The organism is Prevotella sp. S7 MS 2 (assembly GCF_000762865.1).
GTDB lineage: Bacteria > Bacteroidota > Bacteroidia > Bacteroidales > Bacteroidaceae > Prevotella.
In genome coordinates this window covers 104892-128746 of the sequence record NZ_JRPT01000001.1, presented here as the reverse complement: position 1 = coordinate 128746, position 23855 = coordinate 104892, and the positions used below count along the sequence as shown (strand labels likewise).

25 protein-coding genes are annotated in these 23855 nt (G+C 44.0%); 13 read left to right on the top strand and 12 right to left on the bottom strand.

The window, feature by feature from the left end; all coding sequences use genetic code 11:
* The first annotated feature begins 1 nt into the window (after position 1).
* Complete coding sequence (gene panD, locus HMPREF0671_RS00530) at positions 2-343, top strand: aspartate 1-decarboxylase (RefSeq protein ID WP_036895938.1); 342 nt, start codon at positions 2-4, stop codon at positions 341-343.
* Positions 344-420: 77 nt separating this feature from the next.
* On the opposite strand, the gene HMPREF0671_RS00525 is transcribed toward panD, so the two are convergent.
* The 6 genes from HMPREF0671_RS00525 to hisG all read right to left on the bottom strand — a co-directional run bounded on the left by HMPREF0671_RS00525 (position 421) and on the right by hisG (position 5926).
* The gene (locus HMPREF0671_RS00525; protein ID WP_036895936.1) at positions 421-846 is read right to left on the bottom strand and encodes a biotin/lipoyl-containing protein; all 426 of its coding nucleotides are present in this window, start codon (positions 844-846) and stop codon (positions 421-423) included.
* Between the two features lie 4 nt (positions 847-850).
* Positions 851-1000: a hypothetical protein gene (locus HMPREF0671_RS12345; RefSeq protein WP_197421711.1), complete on the bottom strand. Its 150-nt coding sequence runs from the start codon at positions 998-1000 to the stop codon at positions 851-853.
* Positions 1001-1022: 22 nt separating this feature from the next.
* Complete coding sequence (locus tag HMPREF0671_RS00520; protein WP_036895935.1) at positions 1023-2588, bottom strand: acyl-CoA carboxylase subunit beta; 1566 nt, start codon at positions 2586-2588, stop codon at positions 1023-1025.
* A 113-nt stretch (positions 2589-2701) separates the two neighbouring features.
* A complete protein-coding gene (hisC, locus tag HMPREF0671_RS00515) occupies positions 2702-3742 on the bottom strand; it encodes a histidinol-phosphate transaminase (RefSeq protein WP_036895933.1) in 1041 nt (346 codons plus the stop codon).
* A gap of 35 nt (positions 3743-3777) precedes the next feature.
* Complete coding sequence (hisD, locus tag HMPREF0671_RS00510; RefSeq protein ID WP_036895930.1) at positions 3778-5067, bottom strand: histidinol dehydrogenase; 1290 nt, start codon at positions 5065-5067, stop codon at positions 3778-3780.
* A gap of 7 nt (positions 5068-5074) precedes the next feature.
* On the bottom strand, positions 5075-5926 hold the full coding sequence (gene hisG / locus HMPREF0671_RS00505) for an ATP phosphoribosyltransferase (RefSeq protein WP_036895928.1): 852 nt from the start codon (positions 5924-5926) through the stop codon (positions 5075-5077).
* Between the two features lie 89 nt (positions 5927-6015).
* Between hisG and HMPREF0671_RS00500 the strand changes: the two genes are divergently transcribed.
* Positions 6016-7224 carry a transglycosylase SLT domain-containing protein gene (locus tag HMPREF0671_RS00500; RefSeq protein ID WP_052052707.1) on the top strand — a complete coding sequence of 403 codons (1209 nt, stop codon included), beginning with the start codon at positions 6016-6018 and terminating at the stop codon, positions 7222-7224.
* Positions 7225-7799: 575 nt separating this feature from the next.
* Here HMPREF0671_RS00500 and HMPREF0671_RS00495 read toward each other — a convergent pair.
* The 5 genes from HMPREF0671_RS00495 to mazG all read right to left on the bottom strand — a co-directional run bounded on the left by HMPREF0671_RS00495 (position 7800) and on the right by mazG (position 11460).
* Complete coding sequence (locus HMPREF0671_RS00495) at positions 7800-8243, bottom strand: hypothetical protein (protein ID WP_036895926.1); 444 nt, start codon at positions 8241-8243, stop codon at positions 7800-7802.
* A 99-nt stretch (positions 8244-8342) separates the two neighbouring features.
* Positions 8343-9062, bottom strand: coding sequence for a GYF domain-containing protein (locus tag HMPREF0671_RS00490; RefSeq protein ID WP_198025873.1), 720 nt, complete (start codon positions 9060-9062; stop codon positions 8343-8345).
* Between the two features lie 35 nt (positions 9063-9097).
* Complete coding sequence (locus HMPREF0671_RS00485; protein WP_036895923.1) at positions 9098-10012, bottom strand: ribonuclease Z; 915 nt, start codon at positions 10010-10012, stop codon at positions 9098-9100.
* A 3-nt stretch (positions 10013-10015) separates the two neighbouring features.
* Positions 10016-10579: a lipoprotein gene (locus HMPREF0671_RS00480; protein ID WP_036895921.1), complete on the bottom strand. Its 564-nt coding sequence runs from the start codon at positions 10577-10579 to the stop codon at positions 10016-10018.
* Positions 10580-10584: 5 nt separating this feature from the next.
* Positions 10585-11460, bottom strand: a complete 876-nt coding sequence (gene mazG, locus HMPREF0671_RS00475) for a nucleoside triphosphate pyrophosphohydrolase (RefSeq protein WP_036895919.1) — start codon at positions 11458-11460, stop codon at positions 10585-10587.
* Between the two features lie 102 nt (positions 11461-11562).
* Here mazG and HMPREF0671_RS00470 point away from each other — a divergent pair, with 102 nt between their 5' ends.
* Together HMPREF0671_RS00470 and HMPREF0671_RS00465 are read left to right on the top strand one after the other, a co-directional pair.
* Positions 11563-14208 carry a valine--tRNA ligase gene (locus tag HMPREF0671_RS00470; protein WP_036895917.1) on the top strand — a complete coding sequence of 882 codons (2646 nt, stop codon included), beginning with the start codon at positions 11563-11565 and terminating at the stop codon, positions 14206-14208.
* Between the two features lie 69 nt (positions 14209-14277).
* Entirely contained in the window at positions 14278-15522 is a 1245-nt protein-coding gene (locus HMPREF0671_RS00465; protein WP_036895915.1) for a clostripain-related cysteine peptidase, read from the top strand.
* Positions 15523-15582: 60 nt separating this feature from the next.
* Here HMPREF0671_RS00465 and HMPREF0671_RS00460 read toward each other — a convergent pair whose 3' ends face one another.
* Complete coding sequence (locus HMPREF0671_RS00460) at positions 15583-17331, bottom strand: phospho-sugar mutase (protein ID WP_036895913.1); 1749 nt, start codon at positions 17329-17331, stop codon at positions 15583-15585.
* Between the two features lie 176 nt (positions 17332-17507).
* Here HMPREF0671_RS00460 and HMPREF0671_RS00455 point away from each other — a divergent pair, with 176 nt between their 5' ends.
* The 9 genes from HMPREF0671_RS00455 to HMPREF0671_RS00415 all read left to right on the top strand — a co-directional run bounded on the left by HMPREF0671_RS00455 (position 17508) and on the right by HMPREF0671_RS00415 (position 23802).
* Positions 17508-17825, top strand: a complete 318-nt coding sequence (locus tag HMPREF0671_RS00455; RefSeq protein ID WP_036895911.1) for a DUF4491 family protein — start codon at positions 17508-17510, stop codon at positions 17823-17825.
* A 14-nt stretch (positions 17826-17839) separates the two neighbouring features.
* Positions 17840-18310, top strand: coding sequence for a 23S rRNA (pseudouridine(1915)-N(3))-methyltransferase RlmH (gene rlmH / locus HMPREF0671_RS00450; protein ID WP_036895910.1), 471 nt, complete (start codon positions 17840-17842; stop codon positions 18308-18310).
* Positions 18311-18686: 376 nt separating this feature from the next.
* Positions 18687-18998, top strand: a complete 312-nt coding sequence (locus HMPREF0671_RS00445) for a T9SS type A sorting domain-containing protein (protein ID WP_036895908.1) — start codon at positions 18687-18689, stop codon at positions 18996-18998.
* A gap of 170 nt (positions 18999-19168) precedes the next feature.
* Positions 19169-20566: a L,D-transpeptidase family protein gene (locus tag HMPREF0671_RS00440; protein ID WP_232223143.1), complete on the top strand. Its 1398-nt coding sequence runs from the start codon at positions 19169-19171 to the stop codon at positions 20564-20566.
* Positions 20563-21108 (top strand): RNA polymerase sigma factor, encoded by a 546-nt coding sequence (locus HMPREF0671_RS00435; RefSeq protein WP_232223142.1) that lies wholly within the window; start codon positions 20563-20565, stop codon positions 21106-21108. Before HMPREF0671_RS00440 ends, HMPREF0671_RS00435 begins: the two co-directional genes overlap by 4 nt.
* 222 nt (positions 21109-21330) lie before the next feature.
* Positions 21331-21702 carry a hypothetical protein gene (locus HMPREF0671_RS00430; protein ID WP_036895906.1) on the top strand — a complete coding sequence of 124 codons (372 nt, stop codon included), beginning with the start codon at positions 21331-21333 and terminating at the stop codon, positions 21700-21702.
* Positions 21703-21704: 2 nt separating this feature from the next.
* Positions 21705-22148, top strand: coding sequence for a hypothetical protein (locus HMPREF0671_RS00425; RefSeq protein WP_036895991.1), 444 nt, complete (start codon positions 21705-21707; stop codon positions 22146-22148).
* Positions 22145-22882 (top strand): tRNA pseudouridine(38-40) synthase TruA, encoded by a 738-nt coding sequence (truA, locus tag HMPREF0671_RS00420; RefSeq protein ID WP_036895905.1) that lies wholly within the window; start codon positions 22145-22147, stop codon positions 22880-22882. The genes HMPREF0671_RS00425 and truA overlap by 4 nt, the downstream gene beginning before the upstream one ends.
* Entirely contained in the window at positions 22882-23802 is a 921-nt protein-coding gene (locus HMPREF0671_RS00415; protein WP_036895903.1) for a DMT family transporter, read from the top strand. The genes truA and HMPREF0671_RS00415 overlap by 1 nt, the downstream gene beginning before the upstream one ends.
* The last annotated feature ends 53 nt before the right edge of the window (positions 23803-23855 follow it).

Genomic DNA, 23855 nt, shown 5'->3' with positions numbered 1-23855 from the left:
CATGTTGATAGAAGTATTAAAGAGTAAACTTCATTGTGTTAAGGTGACGGAAGCCAATCTTAATTACATGGGGAGTATCACGATTGATGAGGATTTGATGGATGCTGCCGGCATGATTGCGGGCGAGAAAGTCCAGATAGTGAATAATAATAATGGTGAACGATTTGAGACTTATATCATCAAAGGGGAACGTGGAAGTGGTTGTATCTGCTTGAATGGAGCGGCAGCACGTCGGGTTCAGGTCGGAGATGTTGTCATTATCATCTCTTATGCACTGATGGATTTCGAGGAAGCAAAGACATTTAAGCCTACAGTTGTATTCCCGGAGAACAATAAGGTATAAGTTTTTAACTAACAATAAACAGAAAAGGGATGACTTGCTTGAGCATGTCATCCCTTTTTATTTCCTGTTGGTGGCGATTATTCAATCACTACCAGCGCATCTTCTTCCATAACAGCCTGCCCTTGCTTTACGCAAATAGCTGTCACCTTACCGTCTTTCTCGGCTTCAATATTGTTAGCCATCTTCATAGCTTCCAATACTACGACCGTGTCACCGGCTTTTACCTCGTCGCCTACAGCCACGTTGATAGCTGTAATCGTGCCGGGTAGCGGTGCCTTGATGGCATTGGCAGTATTTACATTAGCTGCAGGAGTAGCTGAATCTTCGGTATCTTCCTGTACAGGTTTACCCAAAACAACCTTCTCTTTCTTGGGCTCTTGCTCCTGTTCCATCTCTACTTGATAGGCATCACCATTGACTGTGACGTTGGCAATGTTGTTCTCTATGTCGCCGATAGCAACCTTGTATTCCTTGCCATCGATTGTATATTTGAATTCTTTCATCTTTTTACGGTTTAGCGGTGAAACTCAGAAACTTGGCATTCCATAGCGTTTGCTTGGGCTTAATGGTTATAATGCCCGGTTCTTTATCATGCACATTGTTGCCTTGGTATTCAAATAAGGCAAGTGCAATGGCTGCATATACGTTTTTATCCATTTCTTTTCCTTATTAATTGAAATTACATTGGCATACAACCATGCTTCTTAGTCGGTAAGCTTTGGCGCTTTGAAGCCAATTGAGCCAGTCCTCGACAAATGCGGAAGCGAGTGTTACGTGGTTCGATAACATCGTCGATGTAACCAAACTGTGCTGCCTGATAAGGATTAGCAAACTTCTCTGTGTACTCATCTTCTTTCTCCATGAGGAACGCTTTGACGTCACCGCCGGCCTCTTTGATATCCTTTGCCTCTTTACCACAGAGCACTGCGACAGCTCCACTAGCTCCCATTACAGCGATTTCTGATGAAGGCCAAGCGAAGTTTAAGTCGGCACGGAGTTGTTTGCAGCCCATAACGATGTGGCTACCACCGTAACTCTTGCGCAGCGTAATGGTAATCTTTGGCACCGTAGCTTCACCGTATGCGTACAACAACTGTGCTCCGTGGAGGATAACGGCATTGTACTCCTGACCTGTACCGGGCAAGAATCCGGGCACGTCTACCAATGATACGATTGGAATATTGAAAGCATCGCAGAAGCGAACGAATCTAGCTCCCTTGCGACTTGCATTTACATCCAACACACCAGCGTATGCTGAAGGCTGGTTAGCTACGATACCTACGCTCTGACCATTAAAGCGTGCGAAGCCTGTGATGATATTTTTTGCAAACTTAGGCTGTACTTCAAAGAATTCACCGTTATCTGTTACGGCGGTAATTACCTTGTACATGTCGTAAGCTTTGTTTGGATCGTCGGGGATGATTTCGTTCAATAGGTCGTCTTTACGGTCTATTGGATCGGTGCATTCCACGCGTGGTGCCTCTTCTGTATTGTTGCTTGGAATGTAGCTCAACAGTGTCTTGATAATCTGAAGACATTCCTCTTCGGTCTTTGCTGTGAAGTGAGTAACACCACTCTTGGTAGCATGAACACTCGCACCACCTAGATGTTCGGCATCAATATCCTCACCGGTAACAGTCTTTACCACTTTCGGACCAGTCAAGAACATATAAGAAGTATTCTCGGTCATAGTGATAAAGTCGGTCAACGCAGGTGAATACACCGCTCCACCGGCGCACGGACCCATGATAGCACTGATTTGTGGAACGACTCCACTAGCCAAAATGTTGCGCTCAAAGATTTCGCCATAACCAGCCAAAGCAGAGATTCCTTCCTGAATACGAGCACCACCAGAGTCGTTCATACAGATGACCGGCGCTCCGTTTTGCATAGCCATGTCCATGACCTTGCATATCTTTTGCGCCATGGTCTCGCTCAATGAACCGCCATTAACGGTGAAATCTTGAGCATAGATATATACTAAACGGCCGTCGATAGTAGCACTTCCGGCAACAACACCGTCGCCAAGATACTGCTTTTTCTCCATGCCGAAGTTGTGGCAACGATGAAGTTTGAACATATCATACTCTTCAAAGCTTCCTTCATCCACCAACATATCTATTCTCTCGCGTGCTGTATACTTGCCACGTGCATGTTGCTTCTCGATAGCTTTAGCACCACCGCCCAAGCGAGCTTGCTCACGTTTGGCAATCAGCTCCTTAATCTTTTCAACTTGTTTACTCATAAATATAATTATGTATTTTTGGATTTTCGGGATTATATATTCGGTACAAAGTTACTAAAACTAATTGAAACTCGGAAATCCATCATTGTAAATTATGTTACACTCGGCTTGTGTCAGAGTCCATAGACGCGCAGTGCAGCCAACAACTCGTTGTTTTCAGACTTTGCACCGATTGTTATTCGCAGGCAGTTGTTACATAATACCACCTTTGTTCGGTTTCTGACAATGATTCCTTTGGCCACTAGATAGTCGTAAATCTGTTGTGCCCCATCCATCTCTGCAAGGAAGAAGTTGGCGTCAGAAGGGTATACCTTCTTGCATATAGGTAACTCTTCAAAAGCCATACACATTCTTCGTCTCTCTGCCAAGAGGGTTTTAACCCATTTTTCAACCTCAAAAGCGTCGTTCAAAGCTTCCATAGCTTGTTGCTGTGTCAGCAAATTAACGTTGTAGGGATACTTCACCTTGTTAAATAAGTCAATGATTTCTTGGCTCGCAAAAGCCATACCTAGCCGGATAGCTGCACATCCCCACGCCTTACTCATGGTGTTAAGAACGATGAGATTGGGATAGTTGGCCAGTTCAGAGCGCAATGTCTTTACACCGGAAAAGTCGCTATAGGCTTCATCGACAATCACAATTCCATCGAATAGGGTAATTACTTTGACGATTTCTTCCCTGTCAATATTGTTTCCCGTAGGGTTGTTAGGGCTGCAAATCCAAATTATTTTGGTGTTTTCATCGGCTGCTTCCAACAGCTTCTCGGCCGAGATTTGGAAGTTGTTGTCCAACAATACCGGGCGGTATTCAACGTCGTTGATGTCAGCACACACCTCGTACATGCCGTAGGTGGGTGCTATGGCGACCACATTGTCTATTTCCGGACGGCAAAATATACGATAGGGAAGGTCTATAGCTTCGTCGCTACCGTTGCCAAGGAATATACATTGGGTCGGCACACTTTTTACTCGGCTTATCTTCTCTTTGAGTTCCGTTTGCAACGGATCCGGATACCGATTGAAAGGTTTATTATATGGATTCTCGTTGGCATCTAGAAACACATGTGCCCGATGCCCGGAATACTCGTTTCTGGCACTAGAGTAAGGTGCCAAATTCCAAATATTCTCTCTGCAGAGTTCTTTTAATTCTTTCATGAATATCTCTTTTTGAGGGTGCGCGAAACCTTCATCTATTGTTCACCCAGTTGCTGAAGTCTAATACGCATAGCGTTGGCATGAGCTTCTAACTGCTCGTTCTCGGCCATGCTAACCACTGCTTTACCTATCGAATAAACGCCCTTTGGTGTCAATTCTTGGAAAGTCACCTTCCTATTGTAGCTATCTAGGTTCACTCCATTGTAGGCGTGGGCATATCCGTGAGTCGGTAATGTGTGGTTAGTACCACTTGCATAGTCACCGGCACTTTCACAAGCATACTGCCCCATGAACACACTGCCGGCATTGACAACCTTCTCTGCTAATGTCGTATAGTTTTCCGTGCAAAGTATCAAGTGCTCCGGTGCGTAAGCATTACTTAGTTTCATGGCCTCGTCTGTGTCATGGACAAGTACCAATTTTGAGTTCTCCAGCGTTTTTGCAGCTACCTCTTTGCGTGGCAGACGCTCTAGTTGAAGTTCTATTTCCTGCATCACGGCATTAAGTTTCTGTTCACTTGTACATATAAGGATGACTTGCGAATCTACTCCATGCTCCGCTTGTGACAATAAATCGGCCGCAACAAAGGCCGTATTACTCTTATCATCGGCAATGACGCAAACCTCTGAAGGACCGGCCGGCATATCAATTGCCACGTTGTGGAGGCTTACTTGTTGTTTTGCAGCCATCACATATTGATTGCCGGGACCAAATATCTTGTAGACTTTTGGAACGCTTTCCGTTCCATAAGCCATTGCTCCGACAGCTTGGATACCACCAATCTTGAATATTTTACTGACTCCGGCGATGGAGGCAGCCACCAATATGGCAGGGTTCACCTTGCCCTCTTTATCAGGTGGGGTGCATAGTACAATCTCTTTACAACCCGCTATTTTAGCGGGAGTGGCAAGCATTAATACCGTAGAAAAGAGGGGAGCGGTACCTCCGGGAATATAAAGTCCAACCTTTTCGATAGCTACCGACTTCTGCCAACAAGTGACTCCGGGGCATGTCTCAATCTTTTTAGGCTTGAAAGTCTGTGCTTGATGGAACTTGGCAATGTTGTTATGAGCCAAGACAAGAGCGTCTTTCAATTCCTTACTGATGAGATTTTTAGCTGCTTCCATCTCTTCCGCACTGACAGCCAAAGACTCCAATGCAGCATGGTCGAACTTCAGTTCATACTCTTTGACGGCTTGGTCGCCACGCAGTTTGATGTCGCTTAATACTCCGGCAACGATGTCGTTTAACTTCGAGACGTCCAAGTGCGGACGCTCGGTTATCTCCGTCCATTCCGAAGAGGTAGGATATTTATATATTTTCATTGCTTGCTTATAGAATCATTTTCTCGATTGGGCTTACGAGAATGCCTTGTGCTCCGAGTTCCTTTAGCTTTCCGATAATCTCCCAAAAGCGTTTTTCTTCGAGCACAGTGTGGATAGAACACCACTCGGCATCGGCCAATGGGATGATGGTGGGGCTCTTGATGCCGGGTAATACAGCCACAATCTCCTTCACCTTGTCTTTAGGTGCGTTCATCATGACGTATTTCTTGTCTTGCGCCGAACGCACAGCTTCGAAACGGAACAGCATCTCATTGAGAATTCGATGCTTGTCTTCGTCCATCTTCCAATTGCCGATGAGCAGGGCTTCGCTCTTCATCACGACTTCTACCTCGCGTAGATTGTTGCTCACCAGCGTACTGCCTGAGCTTACAATGTCGAAGATTCCATCGGCCAAACCGATGCCCGGACTGATTTCCACAGAACCTGTAATGACGTGGATGTCGGCTTGTATGCCCTTCTCATGCAAGAATTTCTCAAGTATATGAGGGTAAGAAGTCGCTATCTTGCGACCGTTAAACCATTCGGGACCGGTATATTTTATTTCCTTGGGGATAGCGAGAGAAAGGCGACACTTGCTGAATCCGAGTCTGGAAATGATTTGGGCGTTCTCGTTTCGTTCCACAAATTCATTCTCACCAACTACACCTATGTCGGCAACACCGTTTGCTACGCTTTGGGGAATATCGTCGTCGCGCAAATAAAGTACTTCCAATGGGAAGTTGGATGATTGTACGAGGAGGGTGCGCTTGCTTGAGTTCACCTTGATATCGGCCTCCGAAAGAAGATTCATAGTGTCTTCAAAGAGGCGACCTTTGGATTGTACGGCAATTCGTAACATATAATAATCTAATTCAATTAATTAGGCAAATTTACTTATTTCCAAGGATATGTGCAAATTAAATCTTAACTTTGTGCCGTTTTAAGAATATGGTATACACACTTACAAACAGCAAGCTGAAATACGCCTTATTCATCTTGGTGACGCTATGCTTAACCTTTGCGTCTTGTCAAGAAGCGAAAAAGCCGGAGTTGACACCGTGGGGAACGGTTCTAGGAGGTGATACAGCCACTGTATCATCTTCGCTTACATTCAGCGATATGGTGAACAATGGCGAACTGATAATGCTTACGCTCAGTGGGCCGGAAACTTACTACGACTATCACGGTCGTGGTATGGGTAGCCAATATCTGCTTTGTGAGAAGTTTGCGGAGAATATTGGTGTGTCGTTGCGCGTGGAAGTGTGCAAAGATACAGCCGAACTTGTTTCTCGATTGAAAAGTGGTGATGGGGATTTGGTCGCTTTTCAGTTGCCCGAAACCTATCGAGGTATAGTCTATTGTGGTGCTCGTGTAGATTCCGCAAAGACCCAATGGGCTGTACGCGAAGATAGTCGGGAGTTGGCCGATACGCTGAATCGTTGGTTCAGACCGGAATTGTTGACCGAGGTTAAGCGTGAAGAAGACTTCGCGCTATCTACTCGTAGTGTCGTGCGTCGCGTCTATAGTCCGATGCTCAATCGGAGTGGTGGCATCATTTCGCATTACGATGTGCATTTCAGACGCTATGCACCGATATGCCGATGGGATTGGCGTCTGCTTGCCGCTCAGTGCTATCAAGAATCTACTTTCGACCCTCAGGCGCGTTCATGGGCCGGAGCTTGCGGTCTCATGCAGATTATGCCGGGGACTGCTAGTCACTTAGGTTTGCCGCAATCTCAAATCTTTGAGCCCGAAGCCAACATCGCAGCGGCTTGTAAATACATTGCTGAATTGCGCCAACGTTTTAATGATGTGCGTAATCCCATGGAACAGTCGCTATTTGTATTGGCTGCTTATAATGGTGGCTTTTTCCATATTCGTGATGCCATGGCGTTAGCACGGAAATATGGTCGCAATCCTTATAGTTGGGGAGATGTGCGTGAATTTGTGTTGAAACTTAGTACACCGGCATACTATTCTGATGCTGTGGTGAAGTATGGGTATATGCGTGGCTTGGAAACGGTGGACTATGTCGACCGCATTAGAATGCGATGGGCGCAGTATCGGGGTGTTGCCGGCGGTGGTATTTCTATGGGGGGAATGTCTATCGGAGCTACTCCGAAGAAAGCAAAAAGGCGGAATCGCTTTCAGATATAAAAAAAGCGATAACCTTCACAGGCAACCGCTCCAAATCTTCAATAGGTATTAGTCTCTTTAAGGTAAAAAGATTGTTTTCAGGATAACGATTGCAAAGTTAACCTAATTTTTTTAACTTGCAAATGTTTCATACTATTTTTTTGCTCAAAACGGACTTTATGTGTATTAAATCGGAATTTTTTAGCAACCGCTGCAAGGACATTGCAATGATTTGAGTTTATAAGTTTTTGAATTCGTAAGTTTTTGAGATGATAAATGAGTTATTTAGTTTTTAAGTTTGTAAGTTGCTGAGTTGGAGGATAAGTTCTTTTGTATTGTCATTCTAACTTTCTTTACTCGATTTACTGCAAGGGTTCGGCAGGGATGCTGCAAGGACGTTGCTGCATTGCTGAAAAGGCGAGGCAGCGATGTTGTCGTGGCTTTGCAGTGCGTTAATAGTGTATTGACGAGTTGATAATATATACAAAAACCGGAGACAGTTTACGCTTATTTCAACTGTCTCCGGCTATGAATAGGTAGCCCTTTAGGCTATATTTGCTTGATTACTAATATTTCTCTATAGGTGGATTGAGATCTTATTTGTTGATAAGGTCATTGAAGAAATTATCCAAATCGTCGTCTAGCCCACTCATCAAGTCGCCACCTATAATAATAGTATCGTCGTCGGCCACATAAAGTTCGGCTATATTTTCGTTCTCATCGTCTTCCAATACGAAACTGTAAGGTTTGAGTAGACCTAGATTATTGGCTATGTCTGCGTTCTTGTGAAGGAAGTCTCGTAAGATTTTCGTCACACACTGATAGAAGTTATCATCCTTGTTGTCTATCCATTCTTCAACCACGCATCTTGTTATCTCAACATCGCTATCGTCTAGAGCCAACATTTCGCCGGAGTCTTGAGAGATCTTGATGTGGATGTCGGTCATCATTGTGGGAGTCTCGCAAGGTGACAATTTATGGGCAATCTTGTTGAGAAAACGTTCTAATTGCAGATGAGTTTGTTCGGTTGGTGATGTCATATTCTATATTAGTTTAGATGAATCGTTACAAAAGTAAGATAAAATTGTAAAGCACACAAACTTATATTGATAAATGTTGAAGCCTTTTTTATTTATCTATCAGAGCGATTGCAGGTCTTTGGTGTTATCATTACCATCACCGATGGAGTCTTCGGAAGAGATTCCATTCTTCTTTAATGCTTTCTGAATATCGCTCTTGTCGAACGTGTAGACGTGTCCTAAAACGCCGTATGAGACGGTGTGCGATTTGCCGTCTAGGCGGATGCTGCCGATAGAGAAGAGACCGTAGTTGTCTACATCGAGCATTTGGTCGACGATGGCAGCAGTGACGTGCTTCGTTATGAAGCCACTGATGATGCTCATGCCTTGTGAGAAAATGTCATCATCATTGTTGGTTTGCTGGTCGTCTATGACTTCTTTTACCGCTTTCTGAATAGCTTCGTTATGGTCTTCACGGCTGGGATTGGTGATGGCCAAGATACCTAGGATGATGGCAATAGCTACAAATACGATGCTTCCCCAACGACTTTGCTTCTTTGCTTCGACGATAGTAACGGCTTTTGTTGGCTTTTCAGTCTCCGCCTGTGTCGTCTTTTCTTGTGTTGTTTGTTCTGTTTGGGGTGGGATGGGTGGCGGAACTGTAGAGGCAGAAGATAATTTAAAGAGTGGTTTTAGCTCTTCTACTTCCCATGCCGGTGTCCATTTGTCTAGTCCGGCTGACCATACCAATGTCTCTTGTCCGATGTGCAGGTCTTGCAATTGAATAAGTGTGTAAGGTCCTTTTTGCTCGTTGTCGACGATGATAAAATATTGTGTCATATGTTGTATCGTTTTATGGTAGGTCTCCACCAGCATTAAACATTGATTATCATGCCCTCTGTTGTCAGTTCGGTATTGGGGAATATGGCTTTGGCTTCGTTGAGTAGAGTCGATTCATCGTTGTATCTGGCACTGTAATGCCCTAGCAACAACTTCTTCACCTGCCCATCCTTGGCTACCGTAGCAGCCTGTTCGGCCGTGCTATGGTAGTAAAGACGGGCGCGTTTTATTTGCGAAGCATCGTACGTACTCTCATGGTAAAGCAAGTCTACTCCGGCTACACGGCGATGTAATTCGGGCATATATTTGGTATCACTGCAATAGGCATAAGCCCTTGGAGGGTCGGCTGGTGTTACCAAGCGGGTGTTAGGGATGAGGTCGCCATCCTCGTTTGTCCAGTCTTTACCGGCTTTGATGTTGTTGATTTGGCTGATGGGGATATGGTAGAAATCTATCATATCGCGACGTATATGGGGTAGAGTGGGCTTCTCCCGGAATAAGAAACCGCAGCAATCAATGCGATGATTCAGTGGTATAGTCTCCACGCTGACGCCTCGATCTTCATAGATTATCTGTGCGACTTTGGTGTCTACGGCATGGAATGTCACCTGATATTCCAATCCGCTGCAAAACATTGGCAACTCTACATCTAGCAGTTTGCCCAGCTCGGCAGGCCCGTAGACGTGCAAAGGAGCGGTTCGTCCCAGCATGCCGAAAGTGGAAATCATGCCTATCAGTCCAAAACAATGGTCGCCATGGAGATGGGATATGAAGACGGCATTGATTTTTGTGAAGCCAATATGCAGCTTTCTTAATTGGTTTTGCGTGCCCTCTCCGCAATCTATCATGAAAGATTTGCCCCTCACTTCCACTATTTGTGAAGAGGGCTGGTGCTTCATTGTGGGCAGTGCACTGCCACAACCGAGTATGTAAACGCGGAAAGGCTCCATTTGTTATTTGCTACGTTTGTAGGTGAAGATGCCATCGTTGTTTCCCAAATACAGGCTGTCGGCACCTAGATTGTCAATATCGAAGGTGTCTTTATTGAGCACCAAACGGCCATTCCAAATCTTCCATTCGGTCCAAGGGTTGCTCTCGGCCTTGACATTACTGTTGACAATGCCACCCTCAAGAATCTCGAAGTTCTTGTCGAGGCTGATCCATTTGCCTAGGAGTGTGGTTAGATTGATGACTTTCAAAGCCACATTTCCCTCCACAGATTTCTTCGCAATGACGGCCATACGGTCTCCGGCAAGGAGTCCACCGCGCACAATAGCAGAGTCGGTTCCTTCATCTAGCATCTCGTAGGTGAGTGTATCGCCACTGTCCGAGATGATTTCTAGATTGTGCATGGCTGTAGATTCGCCACATACACCATAGATGGTGCTGTCTGGTACGGTCGATATTGTCAAGCTATCTGTGATTTGCGGTGTTGTCACTTTGCCTTTTTGCTGGTGGCAAGCAGAGATAATGACAGCGCTTATGGCTACAAAGGCCAGTATCAATGTCTTGTTCATACGTGTTATTCTCCTTTCTTTAGTTGTGTCTTAGCCTCATTCCAAAGTGCATCCAACTCTGATAAAGTGCAATCGTCGAATGCTTTCCCTTGTTCTTTGAGACGTTTTTCAATATATTCAAAACGGGTTATAAATTTCTGATTGGTGCGTTCTAGAGCTGTTTCCGGATTCAGATGGTAGAGTCGGGCAGCGTTGACGAGACTGAAAATGTAGTCTCCCAGCTCGTTGGTGGCAGCTTCCTTATTCCCTTTGTTAAGTTCTGTCTCTAGCTCGGCAAGTTCTTCTTTCACCTTATCCCATACGTCTTCACGTTTCTCCCAATCAAATCCTACATTGCGAGCTTTGTCTTGTATGCGGTAAGACTTGATGAGAGCGGGCAGTGCTCCCGGCACTCCTGAGAGCACAGTGCGGTTTCCATCTTTCTCTTTTTGCTTGATTTGTTCCCATGTTCCCTCCACTTGTGCGGCGGTTTCGGGGCGATCTGATGTGACGCTGGTGTCTTCTTTACTCACCACTTGGCCTGCTTCGTTGATGGTCATATCGGGATTTGATACCTGCCAACCGGTCCAATCTATAAACGGATGACGGAACATCAGCTTGTCGGCTTCCTGATTACATACATCGGAAACATCGAAATGGCTATCTTCAGCTCCCAAGATAGAGTAGAAAAGTACGTGCTCCATGACGTCTCCCAACTCCTTACATACATTCTGGAAATCACCCTTTGCGAGCGCATCGCAGAGCTCGTAGACTTCTTCAATGGTGTTCGGTCTGAGACTCTCGTTGGTTTGTTTGCGGTCCCAAGGGCATTCCTTTCTTAATTTATCCTGCACATCGAGCAGTCGACCGAATGCTTCTAGTTTCTCTTCGCGTGTATGCATGTCCTTAAATATTTCTGCAAAGATAATGAAATTCAATTATAAATTCGTAATTTTGCAACGTTTATTAAACAAGATAGAAATCAACATTACGCTATAAAATAGATGGAATTAGCAAGCAAATATACCCCACAGGAAGTGGAGTCTAAATGGTATCAGTACTGGTTGGATAACAAACTCTTTAGTTCTAAACCCGATGGGCGCGAACCATATACGGTGGTTATTCCTCCACCTAACGTGACAGGTGTGCTTCATATGGGACATATGCTGAACAATACGATTCAGGATATTCTCGTGAGAAGGGCTAGAATGGAGGGTAAGAATGCTTGTTGGGTTCCCGGAACAGACCATGCTTCCATCGCTACAGAGGCTAAAGTAGTGGCTCGTTTGGCTGAGCAAGGTATCAAGAAGACCGACCTTTCGCGTGAGAAATTCTTGGAACATGCGTGGGATTGGACCAACGAACACGGTGGAATTATCCTCAAACAACTTCGTAAACTAGGCGCTAGTTGCGATTGGGAGCGTACTGCTTTCACCATGGACGAAACTCGTTCAAAGGGTGTTATCAAGGTTTTCTGTGACTTATATAATAAAGGTCTCATCTATCGTGGGGCTCGAATGGTCAATTGGGATCCCCAAGCTCAGACGGCATTGAGCGATGAAGAGGTAGTATATAAGGAAGAACATTCGAAGCTTTATTACCTTAAATACATGGTAGTAGAGGAACCCGGCAAGTATGCTGTGGTTGCTACGACTCGTCCGGAGACTATTATGGGAGACTCGGCAATGTGTATTAATCCCAATGATCCAAAAAATACATGGCTCAAAGGTAAGCATGTCATCGTACCGTTGGTTAACAGAGAGATTCCAGTTATCGAAGATGAGTATGTAGATATAGAGTTTGGAACGGGCTGTTTGAAGGTTACTCCGGCTCATGACATCAATGACCACGCGCTTGGACTCAAGCATCATCTGGAGACAATTGACATCTTTAACGACAATGGAACCATCTCTGAAGCTGCAGGATTGTACGTAGGACAAGACCGAATGGACGTACGTAAGCAGATAGCAAAGGACTTAGAGGCTGCTGGACTGATGGAGAAAGTGGAAGACTACAATAATAAAGTGGGCTTCAGCGAGCGTACCAATGTGCCAATAGAGCCGAAGTTGTCTACTCAATGGTTCTTGAATATGCAGCATTTTGCTGATTTAGCACTGTCTCCGGTAATGGATGATGAAATTGAATTCTATCCTAAGAAGTATAAAAATACATACCGTCACTGGCTTGAAAATATCAAAGACTGGTGCATCAGTCGCCAACTTTGGTGGGGACATCGCATTCCTGCTTACTATTTCACGACTTCTGATGGTAAGAGAGACTTCGTTGTTGCAGAGTCGGCAGAGCTAGCTTTGGCGGCAGCACAGGTCAAAGATGCTTCTTTGACAGCTGCAGATTTGGAGCAAGAGAGCGACTGTTTGGATACATGGTTCTCTTCTTGGTTGTGGCCAATATCTGTTTTCGACGGTGTGAATAATCCCGATAACGAAGAAATTAACTATTACTATCCCACCAGCGACCTTATTACCGGTCCGGATATTATATTCTTCTGGGTGGCCAGAATGATTATGGCTGGTTACGAATACCGTGGTAAGATGCCGTTTAAGCATGTCTATTTCACCGGTATCGTGCGTGATAAGCTGGGTAGAAAGATGAGCAAATCGCTCGGAAACTCTCCCGATCCACTCGCATTGATAGAGAAATATGGTGCCGATGGAGTGCGTATGGGTATGATGTTGTCGGCTCCTGCGGGCAATGATATACTCTTTGATGAGAGCTTATGTGAGCAAGGACGCAACTTTAACAATAAGATTTGGAATGCTTTCCGACTGGTAAATGGATGGGAAGTTGCTGATATTGCACAGCCGGAGGAGTGTGCTATCGCAGTGAAATGGTTCAAATCGAAGTTGAAGATAGTCAATGCCGAGTTGAACGAGCAGTTCCGTCAATATCGTATTAGCGAAGCATTGATGACTGTTTATCGCCTTTTCTGGGATGAATTCTCTAGTTGGTATCTTGAAATGATTAAGCCAGAATACGGCAAACCCATTGATAAAGCCACCTATGAAGCAACTCTTGAGGTGTTTGAAAGCTTGCTGAAGATGCTCCATCCATTCATGCCTTTCATCACGGAAGACCTGTGGCAGCATATCTATGAGCGCAAAGATGGCGAGTCAATCATGACTCAACAACTCGAAATCGAGGCTCCTACAGAGTCTGATCATGTGTTGGCTCAATCTATTGAGAACGTAAAACAGATTATCGGTGGAGTTAGAATGATTCGTAATCAGAAGAATATTTCTCCGCGTGAGCAGCTTGTTTTGCAGGCAGTGAAGGCTTTCAACGAGGCCGACTTCATCTCTGTTGTCTTGAAGATTGGTAACCTTGAGAAGGTAGAAGTGGTAGATGAGAAGGCTTCGGATGCCGCTCAATTCATGGTGGGAACCGATGAATATGCTGTTCCTATCGGTTCGTTGATAAATGTGGAAGCTGAAATTGAAAAGGCAGAAGCACAGTTGAAGCACTTAGAAGGGTTCTTGGCAGGTATCAAGAAGAAACTTTCTAACGAGAAATTCGTGGCTCATGCTCCTGCTCAAGTAGTAGAATTGGAACGTAAAAAGCAAAGCGACTCTGAGGAAAAGATAGCTGCGCTCAAGCTCACCATTGCTGATTTGAAAAAGACTCAAGCCTAATTATAACACTCCTTTCGTAGTTCTTGTTTGTAAACTACGGAAGGAGTGTTTTCTTTTAAAATTATTTTTATGCATAAGAAATTTCTATTCTATCTGTCACTAACTTTTAGTTTGCTTTTCATGGTGGCTGCTTGTCATGAAAAAGACCCTGAAGATGATGAGCAGAAGAAAGAGCCAAAAGCAACTTCAAAAACAGTTTTTGTCTATATGCCATGGTCGGCTAATACGACTGGAACGGTTAAAAATAACTCTCTTTATACTGATTTCTTGCAGAATATCAGTGATATGAAGGCGGCAATCAAGACGATGGGGGGACTTGGAGACAACCGTTTGATAGTGTTTATCAGCCAAAGTTACAAGAAAGCTCACATGTTTGAAATCTCTTATGACAAAGGGCAAGTGACTTGTGATACGCTCTTTACCTATGGCGGAACCAAAGCTGATGCTTCTTCAAAGTTGAAACCACTGCCTACGTTGGGTGAGTCGGCTGGTGTCACAAGTATCTTGAATGATGCTTACTCGCTTTCTCAATCGAAGACTTATGCCACTGTTGTGGGTTGCCATGGTATGGGCTGGTTGCCAAAGGGGAGTTATCCGGCTGGAAGCCGAGCTTTTGGAGGAAGTGTTGCAGCCACTCAAATTAACATAGTTGACTATGCTGCGGCTATTAAAAACTCTGAAATAGGAAAAATGCAGTATGTTGCTTTTGATGATTGCTATCTCTCTAACGTAGAGACGGCATACGATATGCGAGATGCAACCGACTATATGGTGGCATCGACGAGCGAGATTATGAGTGCAGGAATGCCTTATGCGCTTGTCTTACGATACTTGTTGAATACGCCGGATTATAATAATATCTGCCAAACATTCTACAAATTCTATTTAGATTACACGTATGGTGGTACGCCATATCCCTATGGTACGCTCTCGGCGATAGATTGTAGTCAGGTGGAGAAGATGGCTCTGTTTATGAAGACCATCAATAAACAATATTCGTTTGCCCCATCGGACCTTGTCAAACTGATTACTTTGGATGGTTTCAACAATCATGTGTTCTACGACATGGAGAGCTATGTGAACTTGTTATGCCAAGATAAGACATTGAAAGAGCAGTTTGCAATGCTATTAAAGAGTTTGGTGCCTTATACTGTTTGTACACCTTATATATATAGTGCATATCTAAATAGTAATAATGGTGGTCCTTTTGCCGTCTCCAAGAGTTCGGGTATCACGATTAGTGACCCTAGTTTGAACGATGATGCCATTGAGAGTAAGAAGCTTACTGCTTGGTGGAAGGCTACACACGAATAGATATAAAAGTAAAAGAGACGAGGTGTTTCCTCGTCTCTTTTTTATTTTCACGCTGGAATATTAATCCAAATTCAGTGATCTCTTAATAGCTGCAATCTTCACATCGCCCTTCTTGTCAAGTTCTACGTAATCAGATTTCTTTGTCATCTGGTCTTTTACTTCCAAATAGAATTTAATCTTAGGCTCTGTGCCCGATGGACGTACCGAAACCTTGGTGCCGTCGCTGCAGAACCATTGTAGCACGTTGCTGGTATCAGGCATATCAAGTTTGGTTACATTACCGTTCTCGTCGGTCTGCTCCAAAGTCTGATAATCTTTCCAGCATACAACTTTACTGCCGCCTAAATCCTTAGGTGGATTGTTACGGAAGTTGCTCATCATCTGCTTAATCTCGTCAGCTCCGCTCTTACCGGGGCGTACTACGTTGATGGTAAACTCTTTAGAGAAACCGTATTCCAGGTAGATGTCCATCAATAAGTCGTACAGTGTCTTGCCTTGGTCTTTAGCATAAGCGCATATCTCAGCTAATAATGACATGGCAGAAACAGCATCCTTGTCGCGAACAAAGTCTTCGGCCATGAATCCGTAACTTTCTTCGCCACCACCGATATACTGCTTTTTGCCTTCGCTGATTCTGATTTCGCGTGCAATCCACTTAAAGCCGGTGTAGCAATCGCGCATCTCAATGTTGTTCTTATCGGCAATCTTCTTGATAACCTCAGTGGTTACAATGGTCTTTACGATATAGTCGGTAGGTTTCAACAGGCCTTTGTTCTTGCGATTGGTGATGATGTAGTACAAGAAAATCAAGCAAGTCTGGTTACCATTGATTAATACCCATTCGCCCTTATCGTTCTTACAAGCCATACCAACACGGTCTGCATCGGGGTCACTAGCCATTACGATGTCGGCATCCAACTTCTTAGCATCGCGTATAGCCAATGTCAAAGCCTCGCCATTCTCAGGGTTTGGACTAACCACTGTTGGGAAGTCGCCACTCTTTACCATCTGTTCTTCTACACAATGTACCTCGTCGAAGCCCCACAATTTCAAACTGCGAGGAATCATCGTCATACCTGTACCGTGCAATGGAGTGTAGACAATCTTCAAATCGTGCTGACGTTTGATAACCTCTGGGTCGATACTGAGCGTATGAACCTGCTCCAAATATATCTTATCTACCTCTTCGCCGATGATTTCGATAAGTTCTTTGTTGCCTGTAAACTTCACGTCGTCTACGGTAACCTTATTTACTTCGTCGATGATACCCTTATCGTGAGGTGCCAATACCTGTGCACCGTCTTCCCAATAAGCCTTGTATCCGTTGTATTCCTTGGGGTTGTGGCTGGCTGTAATGTTCACACCTGCCTGACAACCGAAGTGGCGAATAGCGAACGAACACTCCGGTGTAGGGCGCATATCATCGAATAGATAAGCCTTGATACCGTTAGCTGAGAAGATGTCGGCAACGGTCTCGGCAAACTTTCTAGAGTTGTTACGGCAGTCATGGCATACTACTACAGAGATTTGTTCCTTATCCTTGAAATTGATTTTGAGGTAGTTGGCAAAACCTTGGGTAGCCATTCCCACGGTGTAGATATTCATTTTGTTGGAGCCAGAGCCCATGATGCCACGTAAACCTCCTGTTCCAAACTCTAAATCTTTATAGAAACTCTCAATGAGTTCTGTTTTGTCTTCGGCGTCAAGTTTTGCTTGTACGTCTTTACGAGTGTCTTCGTCGAAAGCCGGAGACAACCATTGCTTAGCCTTGGCTTCGCATTGTGCAATAAGTTCTGCGTTGTTTGCCATAATATATATTAATAATGTGTCAGTTCTATGATAAGGCAAAGATAATCAAATTATTTGAATGTATCTCTACAAATCCATTAATTTTTCGTATCTTTGACAGCGTTTATAGCCCTTTTGCAGCAGCTTGTGGAATTGCAAGGGATATGCTGTACGGGCGCATTTAAAATTAAAAACTTATGTATTTTACCGGTTTAATCATCGCTATAGGAACTTTTCTCATTATTGGTTTTTTTCATCCTGTCGTTATCAAGGTCGAGTATTATTTTGGCACGCGATATTGGTGGGTGTTTCTTCTACTTGGTATCGTAGCTGTCATTTGTTCCATTTGTGTGGCCGATGTTATTTGGAGTAGCTTGTTAGGTGTCTTAGGCGCATCGTTGTTGTGGAGTATTGGCGAGATATTCAGCCAAAAAGAACGTGTAGAGAAAGGCTGGTTCCCGGCCAACCCTAAGCGTATCAATGAGTATAAATTTAAAGACGGAGTGCGTCGTTAAGTCTTGATAAGCCGATGAAAACAGAACTCCTTGTGGTAGGGAAGACCGTCAACAAACATTTTATAGCCGGTATTGAGGATTATACGGAGCGTATCAGCCATTATATGCCTTTTGAGATGACCGTGATACCTGAACTTAAAAATACAAAGAGCCTCACCGAAGAGCAGCAGAAGGAACGCGAAGGCGAATTATTGTTACGGCGTTTCCAACCCGGCGATACCGTCGTATTGCTCGACGAGCATGGTAAAGAATTCCGCTCCATAGAGTTTGCACGGTGGATAGCCAAGAAGCAATCGACTGCTCGCAAATTGTTTTTTGTGGTTGGTGGACCTTATGGTTTCTCTCCGGCAGTGTATCAACGAGCCGATGAAAAGATTAGTCTCTCGCAGATGACGTTCAGCCATCAAATGATAAGACTCATCTTTGTGGAGCAGATTTATCGCGCTTGTACTATAATCAAGGGCGAACCTTATCACCATGAGTGATAATTCTTATCTATCAACTCTATAACTCAAGAACACACAATCTCAAAGACTTATACTCTAACTCACAAACAAAAGAACTTAAAAACTCATGAACTTACTTTGCTGCAGGGGCATGGCAGTATTGCTGTTAAGCCTATGCAGCGATGCTGAAGAGTCGAGGCAGTGATGTTGCCGTGGCTTGGCAGCAAAGTGAGTTCGTGAGTTTCTAAGGTCGTAAGTTTATGAGTTGTTGGATAAGCGAGTGCTTATTTTAAACTGAAAGCATTTTTATTGTGCCAACATTGTGAAAAAAGATTAAAATGAATGTGCGAAAAATAAACAAGAGGTTTTAATTACTTGATATTTCATATCTTTGTCTTATAAATAGAGTAATGGTATGATGAAGCGATTGTTTACAGTATTGACTGTCGGGATGTTGGCAATGACAACACCCCAGTCGGTGCATGCTTCGTCGTTGGAATATTCTATAGACGATGAATTTTCTAAGATTTCTATATCAATTATGAACCGTAATGTTTTGGCAATTACGGGCGCAACCGGTCAGGTGGTGCGTGTTTATAACCTTACCGGTATGTGTGTGGTTAGCTATAAGGTTGATGTAGACAACTTCCACTACGATTTGAATCTGCCCAAAGGTTGCTATATTGTCAAGGTGGGAACTTTTGTTCGTAAAGTCTCTGTTAATTGAAGTGTCTGAAATTAGGTCTTTTGGTTGCAATGAGTTTCTTGTTGTTGGAAGCTTGTAACGAGAAGGCGGTAAATCCAAATAGAAATTTGAGCTTGGATAGTTTTTCAAGTTTAGACTCTAGTGCTTTCTCCTTAAATTCTCATCGCATACGTGAATATATTGATGTGGCTATGAGAAATGATGCAGACTCGATGAAAGCCGACTATGAAGCACGTCGCTATTATCGAAATAAAGGGGTATTTGTGTGGATAGATAGGCTTGGTGTAGACCATCGGGCTATGCAATTGTTGGAGCAATTGAAGACAGTGTCGAGCATGGGATTTTCCGAGAAAAAGTTCTGTGTGAAGCAGATTGAGGACGATTTAGCGCGTGTCCGTGAACTCGAATTCGATTCCGATGAGAATCAAATCAATCAAGTGTTTGGTCGATTGGAGTATCGTTTGACCAAGGCTTATTTCCGTTTTGCTGTCGGACAACGGTTTGGTTACGTCAATCCGCGCCGTTTGTTAAATGCTTTAGACGTGCGCGATAGCGACTCTATACATGTCAGTTACCGTCAACTGTTTGATGTTCGTCAAGACGAAGTTGATAAATCGTTTTATCGTCTAGCCCTGCGTAAAGTGCACCAAGATAGTGTTGCCATCTTCTTAAATGAGATTACGCCGAGCAGTGCCCTCTACACGCTGTATCTCAAGCAACTGAACGATGCTCATAACAGATTTGAACGCGCTAAGATTTTATGTAATCTGGAACGGGCACGATGGCGTACGCACGATAATCCCTCAATGCATCAGAAGTATGTAATGGTAAATATTCCGGCTTTTAGATTGATGGGTGTGGATGGTAAAGACACTATTACGATGCGTGTGGGATGCGGTAGTTTGGAGACTAAGACGCCACTGTTGTCGAGCCAAATGGAGCGAATGGATGTGAATCCTCGGTGGGTATTGCCGGCCAGTATCATCAAAAAAAGCGTGGCACATCATGCCGGTGACAGTGCTTACTTTGCTCGTAAACGCTTCTCGGTGATTGACCGGCATACGCGAAAGAAGGTTTCTGTGCACCATGTCACAGCCGATATGCTCACTTCGGGTAGTTTTTATGTGGTGCAGACCGGTGGTGTGGGCAACTCATTAGGTAGAATCATTTTCCGCTTCAAAAACAATTTTGCCGTGTATCTACACGATACTTCGCAGCGAGATTTCTTCAATTTGCACGACCGCGGTGTCTCTCATGGATGCGTGCGAGTGGAAAAACCGTTTGATTTAGCCGTGTTTTTATTAGGAGATAAGGACGAGAAGGTGATTGATAAAATCAAATATTCGATGTTGGCACCGATAGGTGTGGAGAGCGAAAAGACTGATGATGAGGATGCGGAAGAGCCCAAGAAGAAAGAGATAGATAAACGTATGCTCATTCATTCGGTCTCTGTGAACCCGAAAGTCCCACTTTTTATCACTTATTACACGCTTTATCCCGGTCGCTGGGGAGTATTGGCAGAATATCCCGATGTGTATGGTTACGATCGCGTGATATATGGAATGCTTAAAAATTACGGCGTCCAATGAGTGTTCAAGTAGATATGTGGCAAAGCCAGTTGGCCGATCCTGCCCAGCGACGAGAGACCTTTTCGAAGGCGGTACACCAGTACAGTGAACCCTTGTATTGGAAGATTCGTCGTATCGTATTGACCCATGAGGATGCCAACGACGTACTTCAAAACACCTTTATCAAGGCTTGGAACAATCTGGATAAATTTAAGAGTAATTCTAAGTTTACTACTTGGTTGTTTCGGATCGCTATCAATGAGAGTTTGGACTTCGTACGTAAGCAGAAAGTAAGGGCGTCTATAAGTCAGGATGGGGATACAGCGGTGGTCGATACGTTGCTTGCCGATGAGTATTTTGATGGCGATAAGACACAGGCTTTATTACAAGAATCCATTGCACAATTGCCCGAAGTGCAACGTGCCGTCTTTACTTTGCGCTACTATGATGAGATGAAATATAGTGAGATGAGTGAGATGTTGAGAACTAGCGAAGGGGCTTTGAAAGCGAGTTATCACTTGGCTGTGAAGAAAATAACGGAATATTTACGGGATAAGGATTAAACCTTTGCGGTGAATTTACGTCTTAATAATAAAAAGAGATAAATTTTCAAGCTTGAAGATAAACGGAAGTCAATAGGAGTTAAAGCCTTTTTGCGACTTGGAGTCAACAGACAAATGTCCGTTAACTTCACCTGTTACTCCAACGCCTACAAGGCGTTTAACTTCCGATAACTTCGAAGTAGGGCATAATTGAGAAACGAGTATAAAAAGGAGATAAATAAAATGATAGACCAAGACGAGGATATATTGAAACGGAAATACGGGAAAGCAACCGGCTTTCGCGCACCCGATGGCTATTTCGACCAATTGGCTAGCGATGTCATGAGCAAGATACAGGAGCCTCAACAAGCTGCTGTAGTCTCACTCAAGCGTCGGGTGCATCGTCGTGTTAACTCTATTATAGCTGCTGCAGCGTGTGTTGGTGTGGTCGGAATAGCCTTGTGGACGTATTTATCTAAGTCAGAGCAGACGCCAACTGTACCGTCTGAACATTGGATAGCCAATGTAAATGCCGGCGAAATATCGGCAGACGAAGTGGTAGATTATACCATGATGGACAATGAGGCCATCTATGCGTCTTTGGTAAACGAATGAATATGAGAAAGATTATAGTCATGAAGAAAGCTGCTATCATTGCGCTGACACTCATCATATCGCTTGCAGTGAATGCTCAAGGGCCGAAACGGAAGTTTGATCCGGTTCAGTTTGAACGCGAAATGGAACAGTATATCACGAAAGAAGCTAGTCTTTCGGTGTATGAATCGTCTGTATTTTTCCCTTTGTATCGAGAGATGATGGGGAAACAGCGTGTTATTTTCGGTCAGATGAAGCGTTATCGCTTCATCGATGTGCAAGATAATGAGGCGTGTGCCGATGCTATTGCCCAGCAAGACGCGCTCGATATTAAGATGAAAGAGTTGCAACAAGAGTATCATCGTAAGTTTATGAAGGTGTTACCTGCTGGAAAAGTGTTTCAAATAATTAAGGCCGAAGCACGCTTTCATAGGCAGGCTTTCAGACGAGCAGCTAGGGGTAGATGATGGAAAAACGTTATTTTATATGGCTGCGATATGATGGCACGCGTTATCATGGATGGCAAATACAACCTAATGGCAACTCTGTACAGAACGAAATACAGAAAGCTTTGTCGCTATTATTGCGCGAACAGGTAGAGATAGTGGGCGCAGGAAGGACCGATGCCGGCGTTCATGCCCGCATGATGGCAGCACATTTCGATACCGAAGCGGTGTTTGAATGTGCCCAATTGGCCTATCGGATGAACAGTTTGTTGCCCCGTGATATTTCAATAGATAAGATAGAGGAGGTAGAGAATGACTTGCATGCACGCTTTAGTGCCAAAAGTCGCACCTATCATTATTTCATTCATCAAGGTAAGAATCCTTTTTTGAATGCTTATTCCTGTGAATTGAGATACCCACTCGATTTCAATTTGATGAATGAAGCGGCTCGTCGATTGCTTGAGGTGAAAGATTTTGCAGCTTTTTGTAAGACGCATACCGATGTCAAAACGACGTTGTGCGATGTGACTGAAGCCCATTGGATGGAGCTACCCGATAAGCAATACATGTTTGTTATTACCGCTAATCGGTTCTTGCGTAACATGGTGAGAGCCGTGGTGGGTACGTTGTTGGATGTTGGGAAGCATCGTTTGACACTTGAAGAGTTTGATGAAGTGGTAAAGAAAGGTAACCGTTCGAATGCCGGAGAGAGTATGCCGGCCAAAGCTTTGTTCTTAGAAAAGGTGGTATATTGATGGCTTGGTTAATGTTTGCATTCCTATCAGCTGCGCTGTTAGGATTCTATGATGTGTTTAAAAAGAAAGCATTGCGGGGAAATGCGGTTATTCCTGTGTTGTTTCTGAACACTATTTTCTGTTCTTGTATATTCCTTCCTTTTATCTTATTTTCGGCATTTACGCATGTATTGGACGACAATATGTTTTATGTTCCGGTATCCGATTGGAGCGTACATAAGTATATTGTGCTGAAATCTTGTATTGTATTATCAAGCTGGGTGTTTGGTTATTTCTCGATGAAACATCTCCCTATCACCATTGTAGGGCCTATTAATGCCACTCGTCCGGTGATGGTGTTGGTGGGAGCAATGCTCGTTTTTCAGGAAAGATTGAACGTTTGGCAGTGGGCTGGTGTGCTTTTAGCCATCTTTTCATTGTGGATGTTAAGCCGAAGTGGGAAGCGTGAAGGTATCGATTTTAAGCATAACAAGTGGGTGGTCTCATTGCTTTTGGCTGCCATATTGGGTGCTGTCAGTGGCTTGTATGATAAATATTTGATGGCCGGAATAGCTGACAGCGGAGTCGGTTTGAATCGGATGGTGGTGCAAAGTTGGTACAATATCTATCAAATGGGAATGATGGGAGCGATGATGTTGCTCATTTGGCTGCCCACTCGTAAGCATACGACACCGTTTCATTGGGATTGGAGTATCATCATGATATCTGTTTTCCTGTCTATAGCCGACTTTGTTTATTTCTATGCACTGTCTAAACCCGATGCCATGATATCTATTGTGTCGATGATTAGAAGGGGAAGTGTGTTGGTAAGTTTCCTTTTTGGTGCGATGATTTTCCATGAAAAGAACCTTAAGGCTAAGGCTTTAGACTTGTTCTTTGTCCTGCTCGGCATGATATTCTTGTATATCGGATCGAAGTAGAAAGTGTATCATTGTTGCATAAAACAATACTTCTATTTCGAGATTGATATAAT

Coding starts and splice junctions, on each gene's coding strand:
- HMPREF0671_RS00460 (WP_036895913.1), bottom strand. CDS start 17,331: ATGGCAAACAACGCAGAACTTATTGCACAATGCGAAGCCAAGGCTAAG.
- HMPREF0671_RS00525 (WP_036895936.1), bottom strand. CDS start 846: ATGAAAGAATTCAAATATACAATCGATGGCAAGGAATACAAGGTTGCT.
- HMPREF0671_RS00470 (WP_036895917.1), top strand. CDS start 11,563: ATGGAATTAGCAAGCAAATATACCCCACAGGAAGTGGAGTCTAAATGG.
- HMPREF0671_RS00425 (WP_036895991.1), top strand. CDS start 21,705: ATGAGAAAGATTATAGTCATGAAGAAAGCTGCTATCATTGCGCTGACA.
- HMPREF0671_RS00430 (WP_036895906.1), top strand. CDS start 21,331: ATGATAGACCAAGACGAGGATATATTGAAACGGAAATACGGGAAAGCA.
- panD (WP_036895938.1), top strand. CDS start 2: ATGTTGATAGAAGTATTAAAGAGTAAACTTCATTGTGTTAAGGTGACG.
- HMPREF0671_RS00480 (WP_036895921.1), bottom strand. CDS start 10,579: ATGAACAAGACATTGATACTGGCCTTTGTAGCCATAAGCGCTGTCATT.
- HMPREF0671_RS00500 (WP_052052707.1), top strand. CDS start 6,016: ATGGTATACACACTTACAAACAGCAAGCTGAAATACGCCTTATTCATC.
- mazG (WP_036895919.1), bottom strand. CDS start 11,460: ATGCATACACGCGAAGAGAAACTAGAAGCATTCGGTCGACTGCTCGAT.
- HMPREF0671_RS00440 (WP_232223143.1), top strand. CDS start 19,169: ATGAGAAATGATGCAGACTCGATGAAAGCCGACTATGAAGCACGTCGC.
- HMPREF0671_RS00490 (WP_198025873.1), bottom strand. CDS start 9,062: ATGACACAATATTTTATCATCGTCGACAACGAGCAAAAAGGACCTTAC.
- HMPREF0671_RS00485 (WP_036895923.1), bottom strand. CDS start 10,012: ATGGAGCCTTTCCGCGTTTACATACTCGGTTGTGGCAGTGCACTGCCC.
- HMPREF0671_RS00445 (WP_036895908.1), top strand. CDS start 18,687: ATGATGAAGCGATTGTTTACAGTATTGACTGTCGGGATGTTGGCAATG.
- HMPREF0671_RS00520 (WP_036895935.1), bottom strand. CDS start 2,588: ATGAGTAAACAAGTTGAAAAGATTAAGGAGCTGATTGCCAAACGTGAG.
- hisC (WP_036895933.1), bottom strand. CDS start 3,742: ATGAAAGAATTAAAAGAACTCTGCAGAGAGAATATTTGGAATTTGGCA.
- HMPREF0671_RS00465 (WP_036895915.1), top strand. CDS start 14,278: ATGCATAAGAAATTTCTATTCTATCTGTCACTAACTTTTAGTTTGCTT.
- truA (WP_036895905.1), top strand. CDS start 22,145: ATGATGGAAAAACGTTATTTTATATGGCTGCGATATGATGGCACGCGT.
- hisG (WP_036895928.1), bottom strand. CDS start 5,926: ATGTTACGAATTGCCGTACAATCCAAAGGTCGCCTCTTTGAAGACACT.
- HMPREF0671_RS00495 (WP_036895926.1), bottom strand. CDS start 8,243: ATGACATCACCAACCGAACAAACTCATCTGCAATTAGAACGTTTTCTC.
- HMPREF0671_RS00435 (WP_232223142.1), top strand. CDS start 20,563: ATGAGTGTTCAAGTAGATATGTGGCAAAGCCAGTTGGCCGATCCTGCC.
- HMPREF0671_RS12345 (WP_197421711.1), bottom strand. CDS start 1,000: ATGGATAAAAACGTATATGCAGCCATTGCACTTGCCTTATTTGAATAC.
- HMPREF0671_RS00455 (WP_036895911.1), top strand. CDS start 17,508: ATGTATTTTACCGGTTTAATCATCGCTATAGGAACTTTTCTCATTATT.
- hisD (WP_036895930.1), bottom strand. CDS start 5,067: ATGAAAATATATAAATATCCTACCTCTTCGGAATGGACGGAGATAACC.
- HMPREF0671_RS00415 (WP_036895903.1), top strand. CDS start 22,882: ATGGCTTGGTTAATGTTTGCATTCCTATCAGCTGCGCTGTTAGGATTC.
- rlmH (WP_036895910.1), top strand. CDS start 17,840: ATGAAAACAGAACTCCTTGTGGTAGGGAAGACCGTCAACAAACATTTT.